The organism is Pseudomonas imperatae (assembly GCF_057128625.1).
On record NZ_JBSKHP010000033.1, the window covers coordinates 1 to 22,386 of the forward strand.

The following is a 22,386-nucleotide window of genomic DNA, read 5'->3' on the forward strand; positions in this document are numbered from 1 at the left end:
TTGCTTGGTCATCAGACACCTCTCTGTGGCGAGCATTCTCGCCTAAATGGGTGTCCGGTTTCATTAGACCACTACATGAGCCTGTCTGTGAAAGGCAGGTTCTCCACCACACCGCCTTCTGTCCGGATTTAGAGGCCCGACACTACGCTTAGACGGTGTACCTACAATAATCGTGCTGCGGGTTGCTCGAAGCCTCTTCGCGGACTGGCAGGAGGGCGATGCCAGCCGCAGGTCGTGGCTCGGCACTAGCTCTCATCGCACTTGATGTAAGCCCGGGCATAGTTGATTGATGCTGGAGTGATTGGCAATGCGCAACTTCACGGGTTGGGGCCAGGTTGGTCGCTCAGAGCACGCAGACTCTAGCATCCTAGGTATCGGTGGACCATTCGCCGAGGTCGGAGGATAGATCGATTGCTGTGGAGGTAATATTTATAGTTCGTTCACAAAACGTTCGCTGCATGGAGTTGGTATGTTCAAAGTATTCGGGGCGTCAGAGACGCCAGAGCGTTTTAGATTTACAACCTGGGTTTGTTATTGCATTGTGTTGTTGTTGATAGCTGCAGCAATATTAGCTCCTGGTTATGCAGCGTTCGGCGCATGGCTGCCGCAAGGTGAGGCACGCCCAATATGGGTACAACGGAGTGGGGCTGTTACCACGCTTTTTTCATTCATAGCGGCAGCAATGGTGGTTTTCACCAGTGGGCGGCTGCACACGCCTGGGTTTTGGGGAGACGCTACGCGAATTCCAATATTGATGGAATTCCGGGGGCGTTTTAAATTCGCCGAGACTTCGATTTTTGGCCTCAGCATCGTAGGTACGGCGCTTTGGGGATATGGTGATATTCTCTACGGATGGTTGCGAGGATAGGTGGCAGTCGCCATTACCGATGCCTAGTCGAAGTTTCTATATGTGGGACGATGGGGTGAGATCTTAGCTGACATCCATGTGTAATTGTTCGTGGGTTTCGGGATGTATTTGGTTAACTAGTTTTGAGAGTGGTGGGTGGGGATGTCCATATGTTTGGCAGTATCTGACGCGAACTGGGCTTTAACAAAAGATGTTTTTTCCATGGTAGGGACTATGGTTAGCGCTGCCGCCGTTACCATTGCCTATTACTTTGGGCGTCAAGGCATGAAAACTTGGAAGCGACAGCTAAAAGGAAGCTCAGATCACGAGTTGGCGCGTAAAGCATTGATTGAGCTTTTTAGATATCGTGAAGCCATTGAGCGAGCTCGTTCACCGGTTATGTTTGGTTTTGAAACTGAACTGACGGAGGACGAAGCCAAAGGGCTGGATTTTTCTAGGCGAAGTCATTTTGGTAAGCGGAAAGGTTATCAGAAAAGATTTAATCGAATTGCTGAAGCTCGAGAGCCCATCCATGGGACGCTGCTGGATAGCGAGGCAGTATGGGGCAAGCAGCTGACTGCTTTGTTTAAACCCCTATTTTCTCTCCAGCATGAATTCTATTCTTATGTTGAAAGCTACTTGATAGCCACGGATCCAGATTTTGATGATGACTATCGACGAGCTTATTCTGATATTGTAGATGGTCGAAGGGATGTTATGTATGATGCGCTGGACGAGCTGGGTGACGACTATCGTAAAGAATTTAATTCTGCGGTGGTGGTTATCGAGGATTATCTAAGGCCAAAGCTTATTTCTGGGTAGTAAGGTTTTGGACGAGTAATGCAAATGGTCTAAATGCTAACGTCTATCTCGGCGATATGATGGATTGAATGTACGTGGGGCGGCCCACCTCCTGGCGATCCTATACGTCCTTACCAAGGCGCAGCTGGGCAAAACATGTAATTCTTAGCAACGGCCGCGTAACAGCCAGCTCTGCGACGAGGGAAATGGTCCTTCAGTAGTTTGACCAATTCACGCAATCTGCAGGAACACTGGCGCCTATTGAGCCCTATCCAGGTCGTAATCACGAGGCAGATTTCGCGGGCAGAATCGGAAGATAAGCGCTTTCTGCCGGTTAATAAGCTAGCTGGGTGCTTATCCCCATGGCAACCGTTCGGGACTGCGCCCCATAGCGCACCGCCGACGCGGCCTTGCGGCCGCTGCTACAGGTATTTAGCTGCAGTAAAGGCGGTGATTGCCACGACTGCTGCTGTACTGATGATCCATTTGATTTGCGCGAAGAAGCCTTTGGCGATATCGGTTTTCAGCTTCGCCAAATCCGCCTTGCTAATCATCGTCTTTTCAATATTTTCAAGCGTGCTTTCCAGGCGTGAAAGTCGTTCATTGTCTGTCAACGTTGATTCATCCCAGCAGGTTTACGGCATTCAACCCAAGCTCCCCTGTAGGCAGAAGCCCGGCCAATCACTCCGGGCTCCGTTTCCTCTACCTCACCGACACCCGCTTGATCAGCGCATCAGTCAGCGCCTGCGCAGCTTCAATGTGGTGAATCGTCGACCACACGAGGCCACTCTGGGGAGTACCACCATCACACAGTTCATACGAAGATTCCCCGGCGCACTTGAGCAACACCGCAATTTGCACCAAGGCATCCTCAAAGGGAATGCCCGCGCGAACGGTGTAAAAAGGTATGTTGCTCTCGTCAGTTGTCCCAAACGGGGTTTCAGCGGTGGTGGGTAGGTCTGGAAGGACTTCAGCAGTCATTGCAGGATCTCTTGTAGGGGGCGGAATTGGCCCACTGTCGCTACCAAACGACTGGAGGCGGCTGTACGCAGTTTGGTAGACCGGACAAGAAGACAAACCGGCGCACACGAGTGTGCACTGCGCACAGCCACCGTAGGGAGGCGTGAGCGATCTTGTAGCCGGGCTACCAAACCCGGTCGCTGTTTTGCAGCGACTGGAGGAGGGTATTCCCGCAGCCAAGGGGCTACAACCTTACCCGAGCAAATCAGAATCGTCCTACCTGGAGTCCTACAGCATGTTGCAAAACGACACGATTTTCTGTTTGGAAGGTGCCAGGAATTAGCCGATTGGCTCTGGACAGCGCGGTCGATAAACTGCTTTGAATCAATGATGAATCCACCTGCTCGGTGAACTCGCGTCAGAAGCATCGGCGGTGCGGTCGGGTTTTCGTTACCCACAAAAAAGCCCCGAAACACAAGTGCCCGGGGCTCAGTGACGCAAAACGGACTAGGAAAAGCGTCGGATCCAAATTACTACGTCACGATCCGAGATGGTAGTGATCTTTTGTCCATGCTGGATGTGCGTACACGCAGGCACGGCGCGGATCACTTGGGCAACGCCTTGAGAATCGGCGCCAGATACTGTTGGATGATCCACCACCCACCGCCAAACACCGCCAGCGTTGCCACCATGGCGTAGATCGACAGTTGCCCCCTGGTCACCATGTTTTGCTCGATATGGTCCAGGCGAACTTCGATTTTTCCCAGCGACACCTTCACCTCAGTCATGCCGCTTTCAAGGGCTGGAATTCTGCCGTCGGGATCACTGTCTCGCCTGCAATGCATTCACGCCGCCTCCACCTGATCCACCATCACCAACGGCCGCGCCGTCACATCCTCCGGCAACGTATACATCGCCCCTGTCAGCGGATCGACAATCAGCATCCCGATCAACCCGCCCAACAACAGGTTCCCCCAATACCAGCCACTCACCGAGGGGGTCAACACATGCACGTCATCCGCCTGCCCCTCGCGGTGGAACACCACGGTGTAGGTTTCTTTCTGGAAGTAGCCGCGGCTGGATTTCAGTAGCACCTGGGAGGGTGTGGTACCTGTTTGCACGACGCGGTTGGCGCTGTCCTTGATGCTGAAGGTGGTGGTTTGCGGTACGGCGTACACGCCGACCTTTGATTCGCTGTCACCGAAGATGCTGGCGCACCCGCCCAAGGTAACCGACGCGGCGATCACTGCGATGGCCGCTACCCGTGTGAATTTCATGTCCTGCTCCGTTGATGAATCAATGCAGTTCCAGCCGTGATGAGCCGGCTTCATCAAGGCTGGAGGGCCGCTGGGAGAGGGCAGGTTAGGCGCGGTGGAAGCCGGCTACAAGGTGTCGGGAGAGAATCAGAAGCGTCCGACGGACGCTTCCTACAAGGCTCAGGAATGTTCCGACACGGCGGACACGCTGCCGTGATGGGGTGCCGCGGCGTGGTGGGTGGAGGCGTCGCCCAGCAGCGGGATTTCGTTGTGCTCGGCGTCGTACAGCTTGCCGCCGCTGAAGTAGTCGCCGTCGCGCAGGGCGGCGACGTCGCGGTACTGCAGGCTGCGCTCGGTGCCGGCGACGAACACCGATTGCTGGTCGGAGTTGCCTGCGGTGAAGTGGTTGTACGTCAGGTTGAGGACGATGGCCATGATCGCCGACGAGCTGATGCCGGAGTGGAAGATGGTGGCGAACCAGGTGGGGAAGTGGTCGTAGAAGTTGGGCGCGGCGATGGGGATCATGCCGAAGCCGATGGAGGTGGCGACGATGATCAGGTTCATGTTGTTGCGGTAGTTGACCTTCGACAGGGTGCGGATGCCGCTGGCGGCCACGGTGCCGAACAGCACGATGCCGGCGCCGCCGAGCACCGAGGTGGGCACGGCGGCGATGATCCGGCCCATGATGGGCAGTAGGCCGAGGATCACCAGGAATACACCGCCGGTGGCCACGACGTAGCGGCTTTTAACCCCGGTGACGGCCACCAGGCCGACGTTCTGGGCGAAGGCGCTTTGGGTGAACGAGCCGAAGATCGGTGCCAGCAGGCTGGACAGCATGTCGGCGCGCAGGCCGTTGCCCAGGCGCTTGGCGTCGACCTTGGTGTTGATGATTTCGCCCACGGCGAGGATGTCGGCGGAGGTTTCCACCAGGGTCACCATGATGACGATGCACATGGAGATGATCGCCGCCAGGTGAAAGGTCGGCAGGCCGAAGTGGAAAGGGCTGGGCAGGCCGAAGATCGGGCCCTGGCTGACGTCGGAAAAGTCCGCCATGCCCAGCAGGCTGGCGATCACCGTGCCGATGACCATGGCCAGCAGTATCGACAGGCGCGAGATGGTGGCGCTGCCGACCTTGCTCAGGCACAGCACCAGCACCAGGGTCATGGCGGCGAGGCCGATGTTGGCCATGCTGCCGAAGTTTTCCGCGCGGCTGTTGCCGCCCATGGCCCAGCGCGCCGCCACCGGCATCAGGGTCAGGCCGATGGTGGTGATGACGATACCGGTGACCAGTGGCGGGAAGAAGCGGGTGATGCGCGAGAACACCGGGGTGATCAGCAGGCCGATCAAGGAGGCCGCCATCACCGCGCCGAGAATCGAGGCCACGCCACCGCCTTCCTGGCTGCCAACGATGGCCACCATGGTGGCCACGCCGGAGAACGACACGCCCTGCACCAGCGGCAGCTGGCAGCCGAAGAAGGGGATGCCCAGGGTTTGCAGCAGCGTGGCCAGGCCGCCGGCGAACAGCGAGGCGGCCACCAGCAGGCCGATCTCCGCCGGCGACAGGCCGGCGGCCTGGCCGATGATCAACGGCACGGCAACGATGCCGCCATACATGGTCAACACGTGTTGCAGGCCATACGCCGCGTTGGCGAACGGGCCGAGGTTCTCATCTTCAGGACGCACAGCGGCAGGCGGGGACTCGATCATCATGGTGGTTCCCTGGTTTTTGTTGTTTTTATACTGTATTCAATGTTTCGTCATTGTGTCCATAAAATTGTATACAATATTTGGGTCGGTCGATGGCTGGCACGATTCATTCCTTGCAGGCATCGATGCGTGAAAATTCGCAAATGGATTCGAACTATCACCGGCGGCAATACTCAGGACAAACAATAAGCCGGAGAAATGCCCATGCCCTTCAGCAAGCCCCTGCTATTTGCCCTCGCCCTGACCTGCCCGTGGTTGGCGACTGCCGCCGACGCGCTGCCACCCACGCTGCCCACCCAGCAGGACAGCCGCCTGATCGAGGTGGCGACCTCGCCGCATATCTGGAACGGCGCGGCGGTGACCGCCGATGGCCGCACCTTTGTGTCGCTGACCCAGTCCGAAGGCCCTGGCATGTCGTTGGCCGAGATCGGCAAGGACGGCCAACTACAGCCTTTCCCCGATGCCCAGTGGAACCGCTGGAACGCGGCCGAGCCGGGCAAGCATTTTCTCCACGTCAACGCCCTGCGCGTGGGGCCCGATGGCAAGCTGTGGGCCGTGGACGCCGGCAACACCGGCATCAACACCGGCGCCCATGCGGTGCCGGGCGCCGGCAAGCTGGTGCGCATCGACCTTGCCACCAACCAGGTTGACAAGGTGTACAGCTTCGACAGCGCCATCCAGAAGGACAACAGCTATTTCGATGACGTGCGCTTCCGCTCGCGCTTGGCCTACCTGACCGACCCCGGTGCCGAGCGCCTGGTGGTGCTGGACCTGGACAGCGGCAAGGCGCGTACGCTACTGGAGGGCCACGCCTGGTCCGTCGACCATCTGCCGATGTATGCCGATGGCCAGAAGCTGTTCATTCCCAACGGTCAGGAGAAGCGGGTAGGGCTGGACCAGCTCGAGGTCTCTCCGGACGGCCAGTACCTGTACTACCAGGCCATTCCGGGGCCGCTGGCGCGCATCGCCACCCAATACCTGGATGATCCGAAAATCCCCGCCAAGACTGTCGAGGCCCATGCCGAGCACTGGCTGGACACGTGGAGCACCGGGGGCACGGCCATCGACGCGGCGGGAAACATCTACGCTTCGGACGTGAACACCCGCAGCGTCAAGCGCATCGCCCCGGACAAGACCGTGACCACGGTGGTGGCCGACCCGCGCCTGGTGTGGGTGGATGCGTTATGGATTCAGGACGGCTACCTGTACCTGCCGGCCGCGCAGATCAACCGTACCCCGGCCACCACCGGCGGCAAGCCGTCGACGGTGGAATACCCGGTGCACCTGTACAAGATCCGCATCGACGCCCAGCCGTCACCGCTTGATCACGCCTGACCTGTGGGAGCTGGCTTGCCAGCGAGTTTTTGCGCTCGAAAAGCTCGCCGGCAAGCCGGCTCCCACACGGTAGCGCCTGTGCTCAAGGCTCCAGCCCGATCCCGCGCAATATCACCGTGGTAATGGTCTGCACCGCCTCGGCAAACTGCGCATCCGACAGCGGCTGGTGGCCGTTGAGCGCGGCCACCTGGTGGTCGAAGTCGGCGTAGTGCTGGGTGGACGCCCAGATCATGTACAGCAGCGCCGAGGGGCTCACCGGGCGGATGCGTTTTTCCTCGACCCACTGGCGAATCTTGGCTTCCTTGAGCTTGGCGTCGATGGCCAGGTGTTCGTCGAGCTTGTCCCGGAAGATCGGCGCGCCGTGCATCATCTCGTTGGTCCACAGCTTCGAACCGTACGGGCGCAGGCGCGAGTGGGTCATCTTTTCCAGGATGTAGCTGGTGAGCACCACGCGCGGGTCGTCGAAGTGCTCGAAGCAGGCGCCTTCCTGCTGCCAGCTGCCCAGCAGGTTGATCAGCACCTCGCGGTACAGGTCTTCCTTGGTGGAGAAGTAATAGTTGAGGTTGGTGCGCGGCAGGTCGGCTTCCTGGGCGATGTCGGCCATGGCGGTGCCGGCATAGCCTTTTTGCGCGAAGACCTTTTCAGCAGCGAGGAGGATTTTCTCGACGTTTTTTTGGCGAATCTTGATTTTCGGGTTGGTCATCGCTTGCCTGATTGAAAACGCGGTGGTTTTTTATTCTAGCGGGTAATACACCGCGCCGCGTAGCCGCTGCCGCAGGCTGCGCTGGCCATTGCGTACGCTGAAAATGCTCAGTGCACACGAGGGCCAGCGCAGCCTGGCGGCAGCGGCTACGGGAAGGTGAACTCAGCGGATACGCTGGATGCGCGGCGGGGCCTCGGCACCGGCGGGGGTGCCGGCGCGGTCCTGGGCTTGCAGGTAGGCGATCAGCGCGTCCAGGTCGTTGAGGCCGGTGTCCAGGCGTTTTTCGGCGTGGGCCAGCACGCTGAAGTTGTCGCCGCCCTCGGCCATGAACGAGTTCACGGTGACGCGGTAGGCCTGGCTGGCCTGCACCGGCTGGCCGTCCACGGTCAGGCTGCCGGGCACCACGCGCTGGCCAGCGGGGCGGGTGGCATCCCAGCGGTAGCGCAGGGTAGCGGAGGGCTGCAGCGGCCGGAAGGCCTTGTCGCCGTCCTGCCATTGCTGTTCCAGCAGGGCCTGCAGCTGCGTGCCGGTGAGGGTGAGCACGTTCAGGGTGTTGTTGAACGGCTGCGCGCTGGCCACCTGGCCGAAGTTCAGCGCGCTCTGCCCAGGCTCCAGGATCAGGTCGCTGCGCATGCCGCCGGGGTTGGTGAACGCCACCTGCGCGCCAAGGCCGCGGGTGGCGGCCAGTTGGCCGTCGGCGATCACGTCGCCCAGGCTGGATTCACCGGCCGGGCTCAGGTTACGCGTCAGCTCGTTACCGGCGATACGCGCCACCGGTTTGCCCAGCAGCGCCTGGCTGCGTTGCTCGACGCGGGCTTCCAGCGCGGCGATTTCCGGCGTGGCGGTGTAGCGCTTGGGGTCGACGACGATGTTGCGCGCGCTGGCATTGAGCAGCTGGTGCTTGTCGGGGTCGATGGTCAGGGTCAGGTAGGTCAGCAGGCGGCCGTAGGAGGCGCCCTGGGTCACCAGCTTGTCGCCCACCCGGCACAGGTAGCCCTGGTGGGTGTGGGCGGTCAGCACCACCTTGATCTCCGGGGCCAGGCGCTTGGCCACCTCGACGATGTCGCCCTGCAGGTGGCTGCAGTCGGCCTGGTCGAAGTGTTCGGACGTCTCGCCGCCCTGGTGGATCACCGCCACCACCGCGTCCACGCCCTGCTGGTGCAGGGCCGGCAGCTGCGCGTTGATGGCGTCGGCTTCATCCACGGTGCCCAGGCCTTGCATGCCCTTGGCGGTGACCACCGAGGCCACGTCGCGCAGCACCGCGCCGACGAAGGCGACCTTCACGCCGTTCACCTGCTCGATCTGATACGGCGCGAACAGCGGCTTGCCGCTGGCCTGGTCGATCAGGTTGGCGGCGATGTAGGGGAAGCGCGCGCCACGGTAGGCCTTGTCGAACTGGCAGGCCTTGTCCGGGCGCGGAGAGTCACAGCCGCCGTGCACCTGGCGCAGCAGCTCGGCGCTGCCCTGGTCCAGTTCATGGTTGCCCACCACGCTGAGGTCCAGGCCCAGCAGGTTGAGGGCGTCCAGGGTCGGCTCGTCGGCCCACATCGACGAAATCGGCGGGCTGCCGCCGATCATGTCGCCACCGCCAATCAGCAGCAGGTGCGGGTCTTGCTGGCGCAACTGGGCAACCACGCCGCTGAGGGCGTTGATGCCGCCGGCCTTCATCGTCACCTTGCCGCCCGGCGCGCTGGGCATGGGGTAGCTCAGGGGCGTGGGCAGCAGGTTGCCGTGGAAGTCATTGACCGCGGCGATGTTGACCGTGACCGGCTTGGTCGGGCTGGCGGCCTGGGTGCAGGCGCCCAGCAGCAGTGCGGCGGCCAGCAGGCTGGCGCGGCGCGGGGCGAACGGTAGGGCGGGCATGGGCACTCCTTGTCCAGGTCAGGCGGTACGGTGCTGGGTGGCGGCAGCGGCGCTGGTGTCGGTGCTGGGCGCGTAGCGGGTGCCCAGGCCTGCGCGCAACAGTAGCATTTTCAGGTGGTCGGCGATCTGCTCCTGGCGGTCCTGCAGGTGGCTGTTGAACACCAGGCCCACCAGCGCGATGGAGATGCCCAGGGCAGTGGCGTACAGCGCGGTGCCGATGCCGCGCGACACTTCGCCCGGGTCCGACACGCCGGCCTCGGCCAGCGCCTTGAAGGTGTCGATGATGCCCATGATGGTCCCCAGCAGGCCCAGCAGCGGCGCGCCGGCCACTACCGCTTCCAGAATCCACAGGCTGCGCGAGAGCTTGCCGCGCAGTTCGATGTAGATGGCCTGGCCCAGGTCTTCCAGCTCCTGGTGCGAATGCAGGTGGCGGCGGCCTTCATACAGTTGCTCCAGCAGCTGCAAGGGCAGGCTGTCGCGGCCGGTCAGCTCGGCCGGCAGGTCGGCGACGGCGCGCACGCGCGGGTTCAGCGCCGGCACCAGTTTGCGCGCGCGGCCCAGGGAGTAGCTGAAGAAAATGCAGCGTTCCACCACCACGAAGGCGGCCAGGGCGGCGGCGCCGTACATCACATAGAACGTCAGGTCGTGCAGCAGGTTCATGTTCATCGATACGCATCCTTATCTAAATGGCCGGCGCCCGGGCGCCGGCCGCGGGGGTCAGAAGCCGACTTCCAGGGACACCATGGCGGTGCGCTCTTCGCCGACGTTGTAGTACGGCGTGCTGGCGCTCAGGCCGTTGTGGGCCTGGGCGTTGAAGGCCACGGTGCTGGCCGAGGCCAGGTAGTGCTTGTCGAACACGTTCAGCACCGAGAAGCGCAGGGTGGCCGACTTGACCACTTTCTTGTCCACGGGCAGGTACACGCCGGCGTTGAGGTCGAACACGGTGCGGCCGCTGATCTTCTGGTCGTCGGTCAGGTCGCCGTAGTAGCTGCCTACGTACTTGCCGGCGACGTTGCCGTAGTAGTGCTTGTCGTCGTAGCCGATGCTGGCGTTGAACATGTTCTTCGGCACGTTCGCCAGCTGCTTGCCGGTGGTGGGCAGGTCGACGCCCTTGTACGTCACGTCGTCCTTCTGGGTTGAGTCGGTGTAGGTGTACGAGGTGTAGTAGTTGAAGTTGTGCGGCAGCAGGCCGCTCCACTCCAGCTCCAGGCCCTGGTTGACCACGGTGCCGACGTTGAGCATCTCGTATTCGCCGTCGGCGTTGGTGGTGGACACCTCGCGGTCCTTGTAGGCGATGTGGAACAAGGTGGCGCTCAGGGCGGTGTCCTTGGTGGTGTAGCGCCAGCCCAGCTCCTGGTTCCAGCTCAGCTCGGGGGCCAGGTACATGGAGTCGGCGGTGTCGTAGAGCACGTAGTTGGGCGGCGTGCGCATGTTGCGGGTGATGTTGTAGAACGCCTGGTTGCGATCGTTGATCTGGTAGCGAAGGCTGAAGTTGGGCAGGAACTCGTGGTAGGTGCGGTCACGTTTTTCCGGCACGTCGGTGAGGCTGGCCATCAGGTTGCCCTTGCGCTCCACGTACTGGTAGGCCAGGCCGCCGGTCACGGTCCAGTCCGGCGCCAGCGACCAGGTGTCCTGGGCCCACAGCTTCTGCGCCGGGGTTTCGGTGTAGTAGTGGCGGCCCTGCACGGTGACGCCGTTGTTGTCGGTCACCTGGTTGGCGCCGTTGTAGTCAGCCCACACGCTGGACGGCGTGCCGTCGGCATTGATGCTGATGAACGGCTGGGTCTGGCGTTGGCGGGCCAGTTCGTACCAGTAGCCGAAGTCGACGCTGTGCTCGTCGTTGATGTCCCACTTGAGCTTGCTGGTCACGCCCGAGCGCCAGGTCTCGGTCCACGACGGCCGGTAGTAGGTGTTGGAGGCCAGGCCCGCGAGGTTGTAGTTGCCGGCGGTGGACGAGGTGCTCGACAGGGTCGAGGCGCTGCCCGAGAAACTGCCGCCCGCGCCCCAGGAGTAATACGGCGCCACCGACAGCGAGAGGTTGTCGCGCAGCTGGAAGCGTTGGGTCAGCGAGGCGTTGAAGTTCTCGAAGTTGTTGCGGTTGAGTTTGTAGTAGCTCGACAGCTTGCCGTTCTTGTACACCGGCGAGGTCGGGTAGTCGGCCCGTGGGTCGGCCTCGAACTGGGCCTTGCTCAGGGTGTTGTAGTTGTAGCCTTCCTGGCGGTTGTACTTGACGATCAGGTTGGTGGAGTTGCCGCTGCCGTCGTCGAACAGGGTGTTCCATTCCACCTTGTCTGCGCGCACGCCGCCACCGCCGCGCCACTTGTCACCCTCGGTGTGCGAGGCCGACACCCAGGTGCGGAAGCCGTTGAGGTCGCCGGTGTTGAGCCGCGCAAAACTCTTGCGCAGGTTGTTGGTGCCCACCGACTGCTTGACGAACACGCCGAAGTCTTTCTCCGGGCGCAGGGTCACCAGGCCAATGTTGCCGCCGCTGGAGCCGATGTGCGGGCCATCGGCCTCGGATGAACCCTGGGTGGCGAACACTTCGCCGATGTTTTCCGGGTCGCCCAGCAGGTTGGGGTAGATGGCGTAGCTGCCCGAGTCGTTGATCGGGATGCCGTCGGCGGAGATACCGATCTGGTCGGCGTTCATCCCGCGCATGGTCAGGCTGGTCCCCACCAGGCCCGTGGCGTCAGTGCTGGAAACGTTGATGCCGGGGGTGTACTTGAGCTTGTCCAGGGCGTTGGCGGTGCTGGACATCTGGTCCATGGCTTCCTTGGTCACGGTGGAACGCGCCTTGGCGCTGTCCTCCTGCACCATGTGGCCGCCACCCAGGCTTTGCCCGGTCACGGTCACGTCACCAATGTTCATCGAGTCGTCCGCCAGGGCGGCGAGCGTCCAGCCGCCAGCCCCCACGGCCAGTAGCGTCATGAATAACTGATTGAGTTTCAAGGTGTTCCCCTAAGGAGGTCAGTGTTGCAGTCGAGGTTTTTTTAGTTGTCCAGGTTGTAAACAAGCGTTGCGCTGAAGCGGTATTTGTCCTTGCCCGAGAACGCCGTGTCCGGGAACGGCACCACCTGTTCCAGGCGGCGCAGGCTGGTTTGCGCGGCGCGGTTGAGCAGCATGTTGGTGGCGCGTTTCTCGATGCCCGAGTCCAGCACCTTGCCGCTGCGGTCCACCTCCAGCCACACCACCACATTGCCCTGGGGGCGCTGCAGCGACGCTTCGCGGCCGGTGGGGTATTGCTTGTACTTTTCCAGCTCGGCCAGCAGCCGGGCGATGTAGCGGTTCTCCGCGTCCGCAGGGTTGGGCGGCGGCGGTGGCGAGGCGGGCCGGGCGGCGACCACCGGGGCCACCGGCGCAGGCGCTGCGGCGGGGGTGGGCGGGGTAGGCGTTGCCGGCGCCGGTTTCGCCGGCGCCACCTTGGCCACCTGCGGACGAGGCTTGGGTGGCTGCGGTTTCACCACCGGCGGCTTGGGCTTGGGCGGTGGCGCCTGTTCGATGGCCTCGGGCGCTTCTTCCTCCGGCGGTGGTGGCGGCTCGGCCTGCGCCACGGGCTCGGGTGGCGGTGGCGGCGCCTCGGGTTCAACCAGCGCCACCTCCACGGTGCTGTCGTCATACTTGGGGGTGATCTTCAGCTCGCTGTGCAACGCGCTGTGGATCGCCGCCGCCAGCAGGCACAGGGCTGGCAGGCAGGCCAGGGCCTTGCGCGACTTGAATAGCATCCACATGGCTCAGTGCTTCCGGGTAGCGATGGACACGGAGGCGAAGCCGTTGCTTTTCAGCAGGTCCATCACCGCCACCAGCCGGGCCACTTCCACGCCCTGGTCGCTGTTGAGGATGATCACCAGCTTGTCGCTGGACTGCTGCAGTGGCTTGAGCTGGCTGACCAGGGCCTCTTCGCCGATGTCCTTGCCGTCCAGTTGCAGGCGCTGGTCCAGGCCCAGGGTGATGATCGCCTTGTTCTGCGGCTTGAGTTGCTGGGCGTGGCTGGCGCCGGGCAGCTGGGTCTTGATGCCCAGCGCCGGGATCACGTTGAGGCTGATCAGCACGAAGAACACCAGCAGGAACATCATCACGTCGATCATCGGCACGATTTCGATGTGCAGGCGTTTTTTCTTTGGTTCTTCCCAGGTACGCATGGCTCTACACCCTTTTCACAGTGGTCCTTTGAAACCTGGGCAGTCGCTCAGGTTCTGTGGTGGCGCGGCGTCTGGGCAGGGGTTGTTTAGAACCTGACGCCAGCGGCAGGATGCAAGATAGGGAGGGGATGTTTAAGTTTCATTGCAGCGTGAACGATTTTTTCACGAAATATTTTGAAAACACGATGGATGCAGACTGTTGTGCATTGGCTGCTTGATCGGCGTTTATTGTGGTTTTATGGGACGATGGTGCGCTTTTTGGCGGGGTTGCTGGGAAGTTGGTCGCGGGTGTCAGGATGGGTGAACCGTTTCTGCTTCGTTGGGTGCCTGATGTACTGCGGGGGCGGGACGCGGCCTGTGGCCGCTGCTACGGGGGCGGTGTTGCTGGGCTTCTGCCGGGCATTTCGATGCCGTGCTGGTGCACCCTGCGGTACAGGGTGGCGCGGGAGATGCCGAGGGCCTGGGCCGCGGGGGCCGGCTTCCAGCGGTGGCGCACCAGAGCGTCGAGCAGGGCCTGGCGTTCCGGGCAGCCGGCGGGCTCGTCCGGCGCGGCAGCCCTGGCGTCGCCTTGCAGGCCGTCGGGCAAATGCGCCAGCTGGATCACCGCGCCGTCGCACACCGCGCAGGCGTAGCGCAGCACATGCCGCAGCTGGCGCACGTTGCCCGGCCAGCGGTAGCCCAGCAGCAGTTCCAGCGCTGCGTCGCTGAGCTGCAGCGGGGCGTCGCCGCCTGCGGCCTCTTCCTTGAGCAGGCGGTTGATCAGCGTCAGCCGGTCGCTGCGCTCGCGCAGCGGTGGCAGCTGGAAGCGCGCGCCACCGAGGCGGAAATACAGGTCCTCGCGGAACGCGCCGGCTGCCACCATGGCCTCCAGGTCGCGGTGGCTGGCACAAATTACCTGGATGTCCACGGCCTGGCGCCGCGCCGCGCCCAGGGGCGCCACTTCGCCTTCGGCCAGCACCCGCAACAGGCGCGTTTGCAGGGCCAGGGGCATGTCGCCGATCTCGTCGAGGAACAGCGTGCCGCCGTCGGCCTGTTGCAGCAGGCCCTGCATGCCCTTGCTGGAGGCGCCGGTGAAGGCGCCGGCGCTGTAGCCGAACAGCTCGCTCTCGATCAGGCTTTCCGGAATGGCCGCGCAGTTCAGCGCCACGAACGGCCGCGCCCGGCGCTGGCTGGCCTGGTGCAACTGGCGGGCGAACACCTCCTTGCCCGAGCCGGTCTCGCCCTGGATCAGCACCGGCAGGTTGCGGTCCTTCACCCGCACGGCCAAGCGCAGGCTTTCCTCGATGCGCGGGTCCAGTTCGGCGGGCGCCAGGGCAGGGCGGCGGGCAGGCGTGGCGGCGCGGCGCGGACCGCTGAGGCGGCCGTGCAGGTCATGCAGCTGGCACAGCGCCTGGTCGCGGGCGCCGTGCAGCAGGTCCTGGTCGAACACCTGGCTGATGTGCCCCGGCACCTCGCCGTGGCGTTGCAACAGGTAGTGACGGGCCGCCGGGTTCAGCGCCTGCAGGCAACCGTCGTCGTCCCAGGCGAACAGGTAGTCGGGCTGGCTGTCGACGTAGCCGGGGCTGCGGTGGGCGCGCAGCACCCAGTAGCCCTGGGCGCTGTTCATGAAAAATGCCTGTTCGATCTCGCGGGCGCTCTGCACCACCATCTGCCGGATCAGGTGCTGGGAACGGCGCTCGTCGGGAGAGCGCACGGCCGACACGTCCAGCACCCCCAGCAGTTGGCCTTGTGGGTCGAACACCGGGGCGGCGGAGCAGGTCAGGCCGATGAAGGCGGCGCGAAAATGGTCGCGCTTGTGCACCGTCACCGGCGCGCCGCTGGTGAGCACGGCGGCCACCCCGCAGGTGCCTTCCTCGCCCTCCGACCAGCAGGTGCCCAGGTACAGCCCGGCCTTGCGGCAGTCGTTGCGGATGGCGCTTTCCACCCGGTAGTCGATGGTCTGGCCCTGGGCGTCGGTCAGCAGCACGCAATAGTCGGCGTCGCGCACCCGGCCATGCAGGCGCGCCACTTCTTCGCTGGCGATGCGCAGGAACAGCTCGGCGCGCTCGCGGCATTCGCGCAGCACGTTGTGCGACAGGATGCGCGGCCCCTGCAGGGAGCCGGGGTCCAGATGGTGCTGGTCCATCGAACGCCGCCACGAGTCCAGGATCAGGTCGGGCACGGGCAGCTGCGGCAGGTGCGCGGCGTGCTTGAGCACGCGGCTGACGCACTCCACGTGCGCCTTCGAATGTGCGGAAAGCATCAGGGCCTCCGGGTAGAGCTTCTTGTAGTTGTTTGGGCATTAAGCCCCTATCCGCAGGCGTCGACAAGGGGCAGGCCGCCGGCGCAGGCGGTGAGACGCCACGTCTCAGCGTCTCCCCGGGGCACCGTGCAGGTTGCGACCGCGCGTCTCAAACGGGCCGTTGAATAGTAGCTTGCCAAGCAGGCGCAGAGGCCCTGGAACGGGCATTTCAGCCATGCAGCCGACACCTGGCACCGGCCTTGCTCTGGCCTTGGCAAACCACAATAACAACGAGGTCACCCATGAGCCGTCGGCCCCTGACCGTAGGCATCATCGCCAACCCTGCCTCGGGCCGCGACGTGCGCCGCCTGACGGCCAACGCCGGGCTGTTCTCCAGCACCGACAAGGTCTCGGTGATCCAGCGCCTGCTGGCCGCCTTCGGGGCCACCGGCATCGAGCGGGTGCTGATGCCCACCGACATGACCGGCATCGCCGCCGCCGTGCAGAAAAATAGCCACGGCCGCCAGGCCCGTGAAGGCCACTGGCCGACCCTGGAGTTCCTCGACCGGCCCCTGCGCCAGAGCGTCGACGACACCCGCCAGGCCGCGCGCTGGATGGCCGGGCGCGAAGTCGCGTTGGTCGCCGTGCTGGGCGGCGACGGCACCCACAAGGCGGTGGCCGCCGAGGTCGGCGACATCCCGCTGCTGGCGCTGTCCACTGGCACCAACAACGCCTTCCCCGAACTGCGCGAAGCCACCAGCGCCGGCCTGGCGGGTGGCCTGTTCGCCAGCGGTCGGGTGCCAGCCGCCGTGGCTTTGCGGCGCAACAAGCGCCTGCTGGTGCGCGAACCGGCGCGCGGCCTGTGCGAGACCGCACTGGTGGACGTGGCCGTGTCGGGCCTGCCGTTCATCGGTGCCCGCGCCATCAGCCGCGCCGAAGACCTTGCCGAGGTCTTCGTCACCTTCGCCGAGCCCCAGGCCATTGGCCTTTCGGCGCTGTGCGGGCTGTGGCTGCCGGTCAGCCGCCAGGCCGCCCACGGCGCCTGGATGCGCCTGGGCGCGCAGGCGGCCGAGACGCTGCTGGCGCCCCTGGCCCCCGGCCTGCTGCAGGGCTGCGGGGTGCTGGAGGCCGGCTACCTGCAACCCGGGGTGCCGCAGCCGCTGTGCCTGGCCAGCGGCACCCTGGCCCTGGACGGCGAACGCGAAATCGAATTCAACGCCCACGACCGGCCCACGGTCACCCTCGATGCCGGCGGCCCGCTGAGCATCGACGTCCCCGCGGTCCTGGCCTGCGCGGCGCGGCAGCGCCTGCTGGCCATCGACCGCAGCCACCCGCTGAACCTCACGCACCCAGACACCCTTGGAGAATAAAAAATGTCGACACCGCTGAGCGCTGACCAACTGCTGCACGCCTACCGGGTGATGCGCACCATCCGCGTGTTCGAAGAACGCCTGCACGTGGAGTTCGCCACCGGCGAAATCCCCGGCTTCGTGCACCTGTACGCCGGCGAAGAAGCCTCTGCTGCTGGCGTCATGGCCCACCTGGGCGACACCGACTTCATCGCCTCCACCCACCGCGGCCACGGTCACTGCATCGCCAAGGGCGTGGAGGTGTACGGCATGATGGCCGAGATCTACGGCAAGAAGACCGGGGTGTGCCAGGGCAAGGGCGGCTCCATGCACATCGCCGACATGGAGAAAGGCATGCTCGGCGCCAACGGCATCGTCGGTGCTGGCGCCCCCTTGGCCGTGGGCGCGGCCCTGGCGGCCAAGCTCAAGGGCACCGACGGCGTCGGCGTGGCCTTCTTCGGCGACGGCGGCTCCAACGAAGGCGCGGTGTTCGAGGCCATGAACATGGCCTCGGTGTGGAACCTGCCGTGCATTTTCGTCGCCGAGAACAACGGCTACGCCGAGGCCACCGCGTCGAACTGGTCGGTGGCCTGCGACCACATCGCCGACCGCGCTGCCGGCTTCGGCATGCCCGGCGTCACCGTCGACGGCTTCGATTTCTTCGCCGTGCACGAAGCCGCCGGCGCCGCCATCGAGCGTGCCCGCGCCGGCGAAGGGCCGTCGCTGATCGAGGTCAAGCTGACCCGCTACTACGGTCATTTCGAGGGCGACGCCCAGACCTATCGCGCGCCCGACGAGGTGAAAAACTTCCGTGAACGCAGCGACTGCCTGATGCAGTTCCGCGAGCGCACCACCCGCGCCGGCCAGTTGCAGGCCAGCCAGTTGGAGCAGATCGACCGCGAGGTCGACCAACTGATCGACAACGCCGTGCGCAAGGCCAAGGCCGATCCCAAGCCAACCGCCGCCGACCTGTTGACCGACGTCTACGTCGCCTACCCCTAAGAACAAGAGAGATCACCATCATGGCGAGAAAAATCAGTTACCAGCAGGCCATCAACGAAGCCCTGGCCCAGGAAATGCGCCGCGACCCCAGCGTGTTCATCATGGGCGAAGACGTCGCCGGCGGCGCCGGTGCGCCGGGTGCCAACGACGCCTGGGGCGGCGTGCTCGGCGTTACCAAGGGCCTGTACGACCAGTTCCCCGGTCGGGTGCTGGACACGCCGCTGTCGGAAATCGGCTACGTCGGCGCGGCGGTCGGTGCGGCGACCTGCGGCGTGCGCCCGGTGTGCGAATTGATGTTCGTCGACTTCGCCGGCTGCTGCCTGGACCAGCTGCTGAACCAGGCCGCCAAGTTCCGCTACATGTTCGGCGGCAAGGCCAGCACGCCGCTGGTGATCCGCACCATGGTCGGCGCCGGCCTGCGCGCGGCGGCCCAGCACTCGCAGATGCTCACCTCGCTGTGGACCCACATCCCCGGCCTGAAAGTGGTGTGCCCCTCGTCGCCCTACGAGGCCAAGGGCCTGCTGATACAGGCGATCCGCGACAACGACCCGGTGATCTTCTGCGAGCACAAGTTGCTCTACAGCCTGCAGGGCGACGTGCCCGAAGAGCTGTACACCATCCCCTTCGGCGAGGCCAATTTCCTGCGCGACGGCAAGGACGTCACCCTGGTGTCCTACGGCCGCACGGTGAACACCGCGCTGGACGCGGCGCGCAGCCTGGCCGGGCGCGGCATCGACTGCGAGGTGCTCGACCTGCGCACCACCAGCCCGCTGGACGAGGACAGCATTCTCGAAAGCGTGGCAAAGACCGGACGGCTGGTGGTGATCGACGAGGCCAACCCGCGCTGCTCGGTGGCCACCGACATCGCCGCGCTGGTGGCGCAGCAAGCTTTCGGCGCGCTGAAGGCACCGATTGAAATGGTCACCGCGCCGCACACCCCCGTGCCGTTCTCCGATGCCCTGGAAGACCTGTACATTCCCGACGCGGCGAAGATCGAGACCGCCGTGCTCAAGCTGATCGAGTGGAGCAAGCGTTGATGACCCAGATCCATACCCTGACCATGCCCAAGTGGGGCCTGTCGATGACCGAGGGCCGGGTGGACGCCTGGCTCAAGGAGGAGGGCCAGCCGATCAGCAAGGGCGACGAGGTGCTGGACGTGGAGACCGACAAGATCTCCAGCAGCGTCGAGGCGCCGTTCGCCGGCGTGCTGCGCCGCTGCATCGCCCGCCAGGACGAAACCCTGGCCGTGGGCGCGCTGCTGGCCATCGTCGTCGACGGCGAGGCCAGCGACGCCGAGATCGACGCGGTGATCGCACAGTTCCAGGCCAGCTTCGTGCCCGGCGCCGGCGGCGACGAAGACAGCGGCCCGGCGCCGCGGAAGGTCGAGCTCGATGGCCGAATAATTCGCTATTTCGAGCGCGGCGAGGGCGGCGTGCCGCTGGTGCTGGTGCACGGCTTTGGCGGCGACCTCAACAACTGGCTGTTCAACCACGAGGCGCTGGCGGCGGGGCGCCGGGTGATAGCCCTGGACCTGCCGGGCCACGGCGAGTCCGGCAAGCAACTGGCCGGTGGCGGCCTGGACGAGTTGAGCGCGGCGCTGCTGGCCTTGCTCGACCACCTGGCCATCCCGGCCGCGCACCTGGTGGGCCACTCCATGGGCGGCGCCGTGGCCCTGAATACCGCGCGCCTGGCGCCCCAACGGGTGCGCTCGCTGGCGCTGATCGGCAGCGCCGGGCTGGGCGCCGAAATCAACGGCAGCTACCTGCAAGGCTTCGTCGACGCCAGCAACCGCAATGCCCTCAAGCCGCAGCTGGTGCAACTGTTCGCCAACGCCGAACTGGTGAACCGGCAGATGCTTGAAGACATGCTCAAGTACAAGCGCCTGGAAGGCGTGGAGGCAGCCTTGCGCAGCCTGCTCGGCCAGCTGTTCGCCGGCGGCCGCCAGGGCCATGACTTGCGTGCGGTGCTGCAGGAGGGCGAGGTGCCGGCGCTGGTGATCTGGGGCAGTGACGACGCGATCATCCCGGCGGCCCACGCCGAGGGCCTGAAGGCGCAGGTAGAGGTGTTGCCAGGGCAGGGGCACATGGTGCAGATGGAGGCGGCCGAGCAGGTCAACCGCTTGATCGAGGGGTTTGTCGGGCGTTCATGAGCCCGCGCGGCCGGTGCCCTGTAGCACCGGCCGCGAGGCCGGGGCCGCGCGCGAACTCAGGCCAGCAGGCCGCTGCTCACCGCCACAATCAGGAACACCCCCAACACCGCCCGGTAGATGATGAACGGCCAGGTGCTGAAGCGCTCCAGGAACTTCATCAACCCCCAGATGGCAAAGAACGCCGAGATGCTGGCAATCACCAGCCCGAACACCAGGTGCCCCCAGGCTTCGGTGCCAATGCCCGCATGCAGCAGCACCCACAATTCCTTCAACCCCGCCAGGGCAATGGCCGGCAGGCCCAGCAGGAACGAAAAGCGCGCAGCTTCCTCACGCTTGAAGTTGAGAAACAAGGCCGCAGTCAAGGTCGAGCCCGAGCGCGAAACCCCCGGAATTAACGCGCCCACCTGGGCCAGGCCAACGATCAGGGCGTCGCGCAGGCGCATCTGGTCCATGTCGCGGCGGTGCCGGCAGCTCAATTCGGCGCCGGCCAGCAGCACCGCCATCACCAGGCACGACACGCCAATCACCATCAGCCCACGCAGCGGCGAGTTGCAGGTGTTGAGCAGCGGCGACAGCGCCACGCCGAAAATCACGATGGGGATGGTCGCCAGGATGATCGCCACCGCCAGCTTGAACCACGGGTCGTCGTAGTCGTCCCGGCGCACCGCGCCAATGCTGCCGCTGACCACCTGCTGCACGTCACGCCAGAAGTAGCTGACCACGGCTGCCAGGGCCGCCAGCTGCATGGCCGCCGAGAACGCCGAGCCGGGGTCGGGCCAGCCCAGCAGGGCGGGGACGATGCGCATGTGCGCGGTGGAGGAGATGGGCAGCAGTTCGGAAATGCCCTGGATCACGCCCAGAATGCCGATTTGCAGGTAGTCGAGTGAAGCGAAGCCGGTGTCGAGGCCGCTGGAACATAGAGTTGCCAAGGCGAGGTCCTTGCAGAAAAGTGAGTCTTGAGCAAAGAGCGTAGCTGGGAAGTGTGACGCGTAAACCGCGCTATTCAGGCTGCTGCACAATTTCATCCAGTGGCCCGTGGTTGATCACCCCGAACGGGATGTGCACCGAGGGCACCACGGTGCTGGCCGAACGTAGGTGGGCCGGCTGGTCGTCGAAGAAAATATGCGGGCGCAGCACCCCCAGCACCTTGCCTTTCTCGATGCCGCCGAGGAAAAACGCGTCGTTGGCCATCACCCCCCAGCTTTTCAGGGTGTTCAGCGCCCGCTCGTGGGACGGCGCGTTGCGCGCGGTGACGATGGACACGCGAAAACGGTTCTCGTAAGTGGGGTCGAGCTGCTTGCGCTGTTCCTCGGCGGTCTGGATGCGGCCCATGCGCACCAGGAACTCCTTCAGCGGCCCCGGGTTGTGGGGCTGCATCACGTTCTTCACCTCGTGGTCATGGAAGCGGCCCAGGCCCTCGCGCTGCATCACCTGTTCCGACTCGTCGCCGGCCAGCACGCCGTCGAAGTCGAAGGCAATGCGCAGGGAATTGTCCTGTTCGTCGTCCACCAGGGTCGAATCCAGCACCTGGCCGGCGGGGAAGTTGGCCTTGATGGCGGCCTCCACGTCCTGCTGGTTGGCAGACAGGAACAGGGCGATGTTCAGCGCCGGGATGAACTCGTAGGGCGAGCGGCCCTGCATGAAGATGGCCCGGGTGATGCCCAGGCCGTAGTGCTCGATGCTGCGCATCACCCGCAGGCCGGTGTCGGGGTCGTTGCGCGACAGCAGTACCACTTCCACCAGCGGGTCGTTGTGCGGGTCGTCGCTGAGGTCGTTGAGCGACAGCAGGCGGCGGATGAACGAGAAGGCGATGCCCTTGGGCAGTGGCGTGTCCAGGTGTTCTTCCTGGAACCTGCGGTACTGCTGCTCGCCCTGGCGCTTGAACACCGCATCGGATTCGGACAGGTCGAACACCGCGCTCGAGGCGACGCCGATGACGAGGCGGTGGTCCAGGGCGTAGGGCATGGGGGGCATCCATTCGATGAAAAACCACAGTGTATCCTGCTTGCGCCCTGTAGCCGCTGCCGCAGGCTGCGCTGGCCCTTGTTGCCACT

Annotated in this window: 21 protein-coding genes; 7 read left to right on the top strand and 14 right to left on the bottom strand. The window is 64.3% G+C overall.

Annotated features, from left to right (window positions below; translation table 11 throughout):
• The first annotated feature begins 469 nt into the window (after window positions 1-469).
• Together ACWKWX_RS28695 and ACWKWX_RS28700 are read left to right on the top strand one after the other, a co-directional pair.
• Entirely contained in the window at window positions 470-868 is a 399-nt protein-coding gene (locus ACWKWX_RS28695) for a hypothetical protein (RefSeq protein ID WP_483829515.1), read from the top strand.
• Between the two features lie 141 nt (window positions 869-1,009).
• On the top strand, window positions 1,010-1,669 hold the full coding sequence (locus ACWKWX_RS28700) for a hypothetical protein (protein WP_483829516.1): 660 nt from the start codon (window positions 1,010-1,012) through the stop codon (window positions 1,667-1,669).
• A 401-nt stretch (window positions 1,670-2,070) separates the two neighbouring features.
• Here ACWKWX_RS28700 and ACWKWX_RS28705 read toward each other — a convergent pair whose 3' ends face one another.
• The 5 genes from ACWKWX_RS28705 to ACWKWX_RS28725 form a co-directional block, all read right to left on the bottom strand.
• Window positions 2,071-2,262 (bottom strand): hypothetical protein, encoded by a 192-nt coding sequence (locus ACWKWX_RS28705; RefSeq protein ID WP_483829517.1) that lies wholly within the window; start codon window positions 2,260-2,262, stop codon window positions 2,071-2,073.
• 88 nt (window positions 2,263-2,350) lie between these two features.
• Window positions 2,351-2,629: a DUF3077 domain-containing protein gene (locus ACWKWX_RS28710; protein ID WP_483829518.1), complete on the bottom strand. Its 279-nt coding sequence runs from the start codon at window positions 2,627-2,629 to the stop codon at window positions 2,351-2,353.
• Between the two features lie 584 nt (window positions 2,630-3,213).
• Window positions 3,214-3,396 carry a hypothetical protein gene (locus tag ACWKWX_RS28715; RefSeq protein ID WP_483829519.1) on the bottom strand — a complete coding sequence of 61 codons (183 nt, stop codon included), beginning with the start codon at window positions 3,394-3,396 and terminating at the stop codon, window positions 3,214-3,216.
• A 57-nt stretch (window positions 3,397-3,453) separates the two neighbouring features.
• On the bottom strand, window positions 3,454-3,885 hold the full coding sequence (locus ACWKWX_RS28720) for a hypothetical protein (protein ID WP_483829520.1): 432 nt from the start codon (window positions 3,883-3,885) through the stop codon (window positions 3,454-3,456).
• A gap of 159 nt (window positions 3,886-4,044) precedes the next feature.
• Complete coding sequence (locus tag ACWKWX_RS28725) at window positions 4,045-5,571, bottom strand: nucleobase:cation symporter-2 family protein (protein ID WP_483829554.1); 1,527 nt, start codon at window positions 5,569-5,571, stop codon at window positions 4,045-4,047.
• Between the two features lie 204 nt (window positions 5,572-5,775).
• Here ACWKWX_RS28725 and ACWKWX_RS28730 point away from each other — a divergent pair, with 204 nt between their 5' ends.
• Window positions 5,776-6,906, top strand: coding sequence for an SMP-30/gluconolactonase/LRE family protein (locus ACWKWX_RS28730; protein WP_483829521.1), 1,131 nt, complete (start codon window positions 5,776-5,778; stop codon window positions 6,904-6,906).
• An 82-nt stretch (window positions 6,907-6,988) separates the two neighbouring features.
• On the opposite strand, the gene ACWKWX_RS28735 is transcribed toward ACWKWX_RS28730, so the two are convergent.
• The 7 genes from ACWKWX_RS28735 to ACWKWX_RS28765 form a co-directional block, all read right to left on the bottom strand.
• Window positions 6,989-7,609 carry a TetR/AcrR family transcriptional regulator gene (locus tag ACWKWX_RS28735; RefSeq protein ID WP_416425564.1) on the bottom strand — a complete coding sequence of 207 codons (621 nt, stop codon included), beginning with the start codon at window positions 7,607-7,609 and terminating at the stop codon, window positions 6,989-6,991.
• A 162-nt stretch (window positions 7,610-7,771) separates the two neighbouring features.
• Entirely contained in the window at window positions 7,772-9,472 is a 1,701-nt protein-coding gene (locus ACWKWX_RS28740) for a bifunctional metallophosphatase/5'-nucleotidase (RefSeq protein WP_416425563.1), read from the bottom strand.
• Window positions 9,473-9,490: 18 nt separating this feature from the next.
• Window positions 9,491-10,138, bottom strand: a complete 648-nt coding sequence (locus ACWKWX_RS28745; RefSeq protein WP_483829522.1) for a MotA/TolQ/ExbB proton channel family protein — start codon at window positions 10,136-10,138, stop codon at window positions 9,491-9,493.
• Between the two features lie 51 nt (window positions 10,139-10,189).
• The gene (locus tag ACWKWX_RS28750; protein ID WP_416425561.1) at window positions 10,190-12,421 is read right to left on the bottom strand and encodes a TonB-dependent receptor family protein; all 2,232 of its coding nucleotides are present in this window, start codon (window positions 12,419-12,421) and stop codon (window positions 10,190-10,192) included.
• Window positions 12,422-12,462: 41 nt separating this feature from the next.
• Entirely contained in the window at window positions 12,463-13,200 is a 738-nt protein-coding gene (locus ACWKWX_RS28755) for an energy transducer TonB family protein (protein WP_483829523.1), read from the bottom strand.
• A gap of 3 nt (window positions 13,201-13,203) precedes the next feature.
• Window positions 13,204-13,611 (bottom strand): ExbD/TolR family protein, encoded by a 408-nt coding sequence (locus tag ACWKWX_RS28760; protein WP_416425559.1) that lies wholly within the window; start codon window positions 13,609-13,611, stop codon window positions 13,204-13,206.
• A gap of 367 nt (window positions 13,612-13,978) precedes the next feature.
• Window positions 13,979-15,853, bottom strand: a complete 1,875-nt coding sequence (locus ACWKWX_RS28765) for a sigma-54-dependent Fis family transcriptional regulator (protein WP_483829524.1) — start codon at window positions 15,851-15,853, stop codon at window positions 13,979-13,981.
• 281 nt (window positions 15,854-16,134) lie between these two features.
• Between ACWKWX_RS28765 and ACWKWX_RS28770 the strand changes: the two genes are divergently transcribed.
• Genes ACWKWX_RS28770 through ACWKWX_RS28785 form a run of 4 tightly spaced genes read left to right on the top strand, consistent with a single transcriptional unit; the run spans window position 16,135 to window position 20,332 of the window.
• Window positions 16,135-17,202 carry an ATP-NAD kinase family protein gene (locus ACWKWX_RS28770; RefSeq protein ID WP_483829525.1) on the top strand — a complete coding sequence of 356 codons (1,068 nt, stop codon included), beginning with the start codon at window positions 16,135-16,137 and terminating at the stop codon, window positions 17,200-17,202.
• 3 nt (window positions 17,203-17,205) lie between these two features.
• The gene (locus ACWKWX_RS28775; RefSeq protein ID WP_416425556.1) at window positions 17,206-18,183 is read left to right on the top strand and encodes a thiamine pyrophosphate-dependent dehydrogenase E1 component subunit alpha; all 978 of its coding nucleotides are present in this window, start codon (window positions 17,206-17,208) and stop codon (window positions 18,181-18,183) included.
• 20 nt (window positions 18,184-18,203) lie between these two features.
• Complete coding sequence (locus ACWKWX_RS28780) at window positions 18,204-19,220, top strand: alpha-ketoacid dehydrogenase subunit beta (RefSeq protein ID WP_416425555.1); 1,017 nt, start codon at window positions 18,204-18,206, stop codon at window positions 19,218-19,220.
• Window positions 19,220-20,332, top strand: coding sequence for an acetoin dehydrogenase dihydrolipoyllysine-residue acetyltransferase subunit (locus ACWKWX_RS28785; RefSeq protein ID WP_483829526.1), 1,113 nt, complete (start codon window positions 19,220-19,222; stop codon window positions 20,330-20,332). The genes ACWKWX_RS28780 and ACWKWX_RS28785 overlap by 1 nt, the downstream gene beginning before the upstream one ends.
• A gap of 56 nt (window positions 20,333-20,388) precedes the next feature.
• On the opposite strand, the gene ACWKWX_RS28790 is transcribed toward ACWKWX_RS28785, so the two are convergent.
• Window positions 20,389-21,261: an undecaprenyl-diphosphate phosphatase gene (locus ACWKWX_RS28790; RefSeq protein ID WP_483829527.1), complete on the bottom strand. Its 873-nt coding sequence runs from the start codon at window positions 21,259-21,261 to the stop codon at window positions 20,389-20,391.
• A gap of 70 nt (window positions 21,262-21,331) precedes the next feature.
• Window positions 21,332-22,297: a 5'-nucleotidase gene (locus ACWKWX_RS28795; RefSeq protein WP_473003507.1), complete on the bottom strand. Its 966-nt coding sequence runs from the start codon at window positions 22,295-22,297 to the stop codon at window positions 21,332-21,334.
• Window positions 22,298-22,386 lie beyond the last annotated feature (89 nt).